Origin of the sequence: uncultured Amaricoccus sp., assembly GCF_937891315.1 — a bacterium.
In the GTDB taxonomy this organism is placed as follows: Bacteria; Pseudomonadota; Alphaproteobacteria; order Rhodobacterales; family Rhodobacteraceae; genus Amaricoccus.
Window position 1 is genome coordinate 1 of record NZ_CALAGI010000017.1, and the last position, 5,888, is coordinate 5,888.

Sequence of the window (5,888 nt, forward strand, 5' to 3'; positions counted from 1 at the left end):
GATCGGCGCGGCGGACGCGATGCGTCCGCTTTCTCGCGCCTGTGCCTCGCGTGCCGTCGGCACGCTCGGCTGGAAGGTCAAGGCAAACGGCCGTCGGTATTAGGCCCGGGCGGACCGAGGTCCGCCCTACGAATTCGGGCGGCGCTATTCCCGCAGGCCGGCGGCGGCGAGATCGGCGAGGTCGGCGGGCAGCAGCGCGGGATCGGCGTAGAAGGTGGCGGCGCGCCAGGCGGCGAGGCCGAGGTCGGGATCGCTGGCGCGCGCCGTCCGAACCGCGGCGCGCGCGTCGTCGAGGCGGCCGAGGCGCTGGAGCGTGATCGCATATTGCAGGCGCTGATAGGGTTCGAGCCGCGACGCCGCCTCGGATTCGCGCGCCGAGTCGGCGAGGCGGCCCTGAAGCCGATAGATCCAGCCGCGGAGCGCGTGCTGATAATCGACGTCCGCCGGGTTGCGCGCGGCGCCGAACTCGATATTGGCGAGCGCGCGGTCGTAGTCGCCGGCGGGGACCAGCGTTTCGGCGAGGTCGGTGATCTCGAACGCGTCGTAGGGCGCCAGCGCCTGGACGATGTCGGCCTGGCGCCGCACCGACTTCCAGTCGCCCTCGCGCATCGCGGCGTAGCCGAGGAGCGAATGGGTGCCCATCGCCACCCAGGGCTGGAGGTTCGGCGTCGCCTCGAGCTCGCGCGCGAGGCGGGTGGCGGAGGCGAAATCGGCCTCCATGGCCGCCGTGTCCGCGCTCCAGAAATTATAGGCGCGCCGCCAGTCGTTCCAGGCGAGCTTGATCTTCAGATGCGTTGATTCGGGATAGTGCGTCAGCCCCTCGCGGATGATGGCATCGGCGGCGGCGTTGCCGCGCGCGGTGGAATCCGCGAACATCCGGTCCTGCGCGCGCATCGCATAGTCGTATTCGCCGAGGCGCGCCTCGTCCTTGCCCCAGGCGCGGGCGTATTCGGCGCGGCGGAGTTCGCCCCGCTGGCCGGCGAGGGCGAAGATGATGCGGCCGGCGACGGCGTCGGCGAGGGCGACCGGGTCGTCGCCGACCTCGTCGAACTGATCCGCCCAGACCTGTCGCCCGGCACGGGCTTCGTCGAGCTGCGCGGTGACGCGCAGGCGCTCGCCCTCGCGCCGCAGGCTGCCTTCCAGGACGTAGTCGGCGCCGAGCGTCTCGCCGATGGCGCGCACATCCTGGCCGGATCCGTGAAGGGCGAAGCTCGACCGCTGGGCGATCACGCCGACTTCGGGCACCCGGCCGAGCATGGCGATGATGGTCTCGGCCACGCCCGCGCCGAGATAGGCGCCGCTTTCATCGGCGAAGGGCATGACGGCGACGACGGGAACCCGCGATGGCGCTTGCGAGGCTCGGCGCGCCCCGACGAGGAGTCCGGCGACAACGACCAGGAGCGCGAGGGCGAGCAGGCCGGCCCAGCGGAAACGCCAGCGCGGGCCGCGCGCCGGGGCCGGCTCGGGGGCTTCCGCCGGCGGCATGTGGAGCATGTAGCCGCGGCGCGGAACGGTGCGCAGCGCCTGCTCCCCCTCGGGTCCGAGGGCGCGGCGGATTTCGTGGATACATTGGACGAGGCTGTCGTCGGTGACGGCGAGGCCCGGCCAGACCTCGTCCATCAGGGCGGATTTGGTCACGAGCTGATCGGGCGTCGCGGCGAGCCGGCGCAGGACGGCGAAGCTCTGGCGGCGCAGGGTGATCGCTTGGCCCGAGGCGCCGGTCAGGCGCTCGTTGGCGATATCGACGGTTACGGAGCCGATCCTGAACGGCTCCGGACCCTGAGCGTTCATGGCGTTGCTCCCCCGCTTGAGGGGGATCATATCACGAGATCAGGCGAGCGCGTAGCGGGGAAGCGCCGCGCGCGCTTTGCTTCCGGTCAGGTTGACGCCGGATCAGGCCTCGACGGGTTCCCTGGCGCCGTTCTTCTCGGCGAGGCGGCCGGGCAGGGCGTTCGCCCAGGCGCTGATCGAGCCGGCGCCGAGGCAGACCAGCATGTCGCCCGGCCGGCATTCGGCGCGCACGAAATCGGCCAGCGCCTCCTCGCCGGCCAGCGGCAGCGCGCGGCGATGGCCATGCGCGATCAGTCCGCCGACCAGGGTGTCGCGGCTGATGCCGTCGATCGGCGCCTCGCCGGCCGAATAGATGTCGGCGATCGCCACGGTGTCGGCGTCGTTGAAGGCGGCGCAGAACTGGGTGAAGAGATCGCGCAGCCGGCTGTAGCGATGCGGCTGGTGCACGGCGATCACCCGGCCCTTGGTCGCCTGGCGCGCGGCCTTGAGCACGGCGGCGATCTCCACCGGATGGTGGCCGTAGTCGTCGATGATCGTCACGCCATTCACCACGCCGACCTTGGTGAAGCGGCGGCTGACCCCGGCGAAACCGGCCAGCGCCTTGCGGATCGCCTCCTTCGAGATCTTCAGGTGCCGGGCGACGGCGATGGCGGCGAGGGCGTTCGAGACATTGTGGTCGCCGGTCATCGGCAGCCTGAGCCCCTCGATCACCCGGCCTTCCTCGGCGTTCAGCACCACGTCGAACCGGGCGCCGCCGTTTTCGAAGGTCAGGTTGCGCGCCTGAACGTCGGCCTGCGGGTTGAAGCCGTAGGTCGCCACCCGGCGGTCGCTGATCCGGCCGACCAGCGCCTGAACCTCGGGATGATCGACGCAGCAGACCGCGAGGCCGTAGAACGGGATATTGGAGACGAAGGTGTCGAACCCCGCCTTCAGGGCCTCGAAATCGCCGTAATGGTCGAGATGCTCGGGGTCGATATTGGTGATGATGGCAATGGTGGCGGGGAGCTTGTTGAAACTGCCGTCGCTCTCGTCGGCCTCAACCACCATCCAGTCGCCGGCGCCGATGCGGGCGTTCGAGCCATAGGCGTGGATCACCCCGCCATTGACCACCGTCGGATCCATGCCGCCGGCGTCGAGCAGCGCGGCGACCATCGAGGTGGTCGTGGTCTTGCCATGGGTGCCGGCGACGGCGACGTTCGACTTCAGCCGCATCAGTTCGGCCAGCATCTCGGCCCGGCGCACGACGGGCAGGTTGCGGGCGCGGGCGGCGTCGAGTTCGGGATTGCCCGGCTTGATCGCCGAGGAGATCACCATGACCTGCGCGCCCTCGATATTCTCGGCCGCCTGGCCGATGAAGATCCGCGCCCCCTGCTTCGCCAGACGGTCGGTGATCGGGCTCGCCTTCAGGTCCGAGCCCTGCACCGTGAAGCCATGGTTCAGCAGCACCTCGGCGATGCCGGACATCCCGATGCCGCCGATGCCGGTGAAATGGATGGCTCCGATGTCATGGGGAAGCCGGGTCTGTCCGTTCATGCGCTGCTCCTTGTTGGGCGAGATGCTCGACGAGATCCGCCAGATGTTGCGTGGCATCGGGGCGCCCCTCTGCGAGGCTGGCCGCCGCCATGGCCTCGGCGCCCTCCGGGTCCGAGAGGATCGCGGTGATGTGCCCGGCCAGCAGGTCGGGCGTCAATGCGTCCTCGCGGATCATGAAGGCGCCACCGGCGGAAACCAGCCCGGCCGCGTTCGCCGCCTGATGGTCGTCGGTCGCGGCCGCGAAAGGGATGAGGATGGCCGGGCGGCCGATCACGGTGATATCGGCGATCGAGCTGGCGCCCGCGCGGCTGATGACGAGGGTGGCGCCGGCCAGCCGCTCGGGCACGTCGTCGAAGAAGCCGCGCAGCTCGGACCGGATGCGCAGGGCGCGGTAGCTGTCCTGGGCGCGGGCCATGTCCTCGGGGCGCACCTGCTGGGAGAGGCGCAGCCGGTCGCGGAGCGGGGCGTCGAGCAGCATCAGCGCCTCGGGCATCACCCGGGAGAACAGGCCGGCGCCCTGGCTGCCGCCGATGACGACGAGCCCCATCGGCCGCTCGCCGGGTGCGACATAGGGCGCGGCGCGGTGGTCGAGCACCCTGGCGCGCACCGGATTGCCGGTATGCAGATGCCGCGCGCCCGCCGGCAGGTCGGTCGGCCAGGTGCCGCAGGCGACGACATCGACGCGCCTGGCAAACAGCCGGTTGACGCGGCCGAGCACGCCGTTCTGTTCATGGATGAGCAGCGGTATCCGCAGGATCCAGGCCGCGATCATCGCCGGCAGCGCGGGATAGCCGCCGAAGCCGGCGACGCAGGCCGGGCGATCGCGCAGCATCGCCCAGAGGCTTGCGCCGACACCGGCGAGGATGGCGAACGGCGCCAGCAGCCGGGCGAGAAGGCCGCCCTGCGCGAAGGTGCCGGCGGCGGTCACCCGGCGTTCGACCTCGGCGGGGAAGCCGCCGGCGTAGCGCGCGCCCCGGCCGTCGGTCGAGAGCAGCACCCGCCAGCCGCGCGCCAGCATCTCCTCGGCCAGCGCCTGCGCCGGGAACATGTGCCCGCCCGTGCCGCCGGCCGCGATGACGAGCAGGGGACCGGTGGGCAGGGGGCCGGCGGGCAGGGGTCCGATGGGCGGGGGATCAGCGGGCGGGGCCAAGAATATCGTCCATTTCGTGCCGAGGTCGCGTGCGGGTCATGGCGAGCAGCATGCCGAGCCCGAAGCCGGCGGCGATCAGCGACGAGCCGCCATAGGAGATGAGCGGCAAGGTCATGCCCTTGGCCGGCAGCAGCCGCACCGCGACGCCGACATTGATCAGCGCCTGCATGCCGAGCAGCGCGGCGAGCCCGGTGCCGGCGAGGCGGATGAAAGGGTCGCGTTCCGGCACCAACCGCGACAGCGAGCGCACCACGACGGTGAGATAGAGTGCGAGGATCACCACGCAGAGGATGAGGCCATATTCCTCGGCCGCGACCGCGATGATGAAATCGGTATGGGCATCCGGCAGCGTCCATTTCACCGAGCCGTTGCCGACGCCGACGCCGAGAAAGCCGCCCTCCTGGATCGCGTTGGTGGCATAGCCGATCTGGGTCAGCGGATCGACCTCGGACGAGAGGAAACCGTCGATGCGCCGCGCCACGTGCTGCGAATTGTGGTAGGCGAACCAGCCGACGCCGATCACCCCGGCGCCGACGGTGCCGAGCAGCGCGACCGGCGCGCCGGCGGCGAAATACATCAGGCCCCAGGTTGCGATGACGAGGCCCGCCTGACCGAAGTCGGGCTGAAGCGCCAGGATCGCGGTCAGGGTGACGGCGACGGCGAAGCTGAGCGCCTTGCCGGGCGGGCCCTTGATGTCGTAGCTCGCCGCCATCAGCCAGGCGGCGAAGATCGCGAAGGTGGGTTTCAGGAACTCCGACGGCTGCACCGAGACCACGCGCAGCGAGTACCAGCGGATCGCGCCCTTGCCGAAATCGGTGCCGAAGACCGGCAGCAGCGCGAGGGCGACGAAGGACAGGAAGAAGGCGGCGACGCCCCAGCGCCGCAGCCGCCGCGGCGAGGTCATCGAGACGACCAGCATCACCGCGAGCCCGAGCGCGCCGAAGGCGACCTGGCGCCAGACATAGTGGAAGGGATCGAGCCCGTTGCGCACGGCGAGCGGCGGCGACGCCGCGAGGCAGAGCAGCAGCCCGATCAGGAACAGCCCGACGATCGCGGCGAGCGACCAGCGGTCCACGGTCCGCCACCATTCGGGGATGATTGCCTCGCCGGGCCGTGCCGGCACGGCGCCATAGACCATTTCGGTCATCGGGAACTGCCCTTTCCCATCTGCCTTGCCTGCGCTCGTTCGCTTTTTCAGCCGATCCCTGGGTCCGGCCGATGATTTTGCGTGCACTCTACCGGCTAATCGGCTGCCTTGCCAGCGTTTCGTGGGCGGTGACCTCCCGCGGGCGCGCGGCCCTTGGGCCCGGCGGCCGCTGTCGCGGCCGGTAAGGAGCGGCCTGTTGGCCGCGAGTCGGATTTCTCCCCGCCCTTTGGCGGGGCCCCTCGTCCTGCCCGATAGGAATTCTGCCAA

General features: G+C 70.8%; 4 protein-coding genes. All 4 read right to left on the reverse strand.

Annotation, left to right across the window (positions count from 1 at the left end):
* Positions 1-144: 144 nt before the first annotated feature.
* The 4 genes from Q0480_RS01265 to Q0480_RS01280 all read right to left on the reverse strand — a co-directional run bounded on the left by Q0480_RS01265 (position 145) and on the right by Q0480_RS01280 (position 5,621).
* Entirely contained in the window at positions 145-1,791 is a 1,647-nt protein-coding gene (locus tag Q0480_RS01265; protein ID WP_299129869.1) for a winged helix-turn-helix domain-containing protein, read from the reverse strand.
* Between the two features lie 102 nt (positions 1,792-1,893).
* The gene (gene murC / locus Q0480_RS01270; protein ID WP_299129872.1) at positions 1,894-3,324 is read right to left on the reverse strand and encodes a UDP-N-acetylmuramate--L-alanine ligase; all 1,431 of its coding nucleotides are present in this window, start codon (positions 3,322-3,324) and stop codon (positions 1,894-1,896) included.
* Positions 3,296-4,423, reverse strand: coding sequence for a UDP-N-acetylglucosamine--N-acetylmuramyl-(pentapeptide) pyrophosphoryl-undecaprenol N-acetylglucosamine transferase (locus Q0480_RS01275; protein ID WP_299129874.1), 1,128 nt, complete (start codon positions 4,421-4,423; stop codon positions 3,296-3,298). The genes murC and Q0480_RS01275 overlap by 29 nt, the downstream gene beginning before the upstream one ends.
* Positions 4,424-4,457: 34 nt before the next feature.
* Positions 4,458-5,621: a putative peptidoglycan glycosyltransferase FtsW gene (locus Q0480_RS01280; protein WP_299129870.1), complete on the reverse strand. Its 1,164-nt coding sequence runs from the start codon at positions 5,619-5,621 to the stop codon at positions 4,458-4,460.
* Positions 5,622-5,888 lie beyond the last annotated feature (267 nt).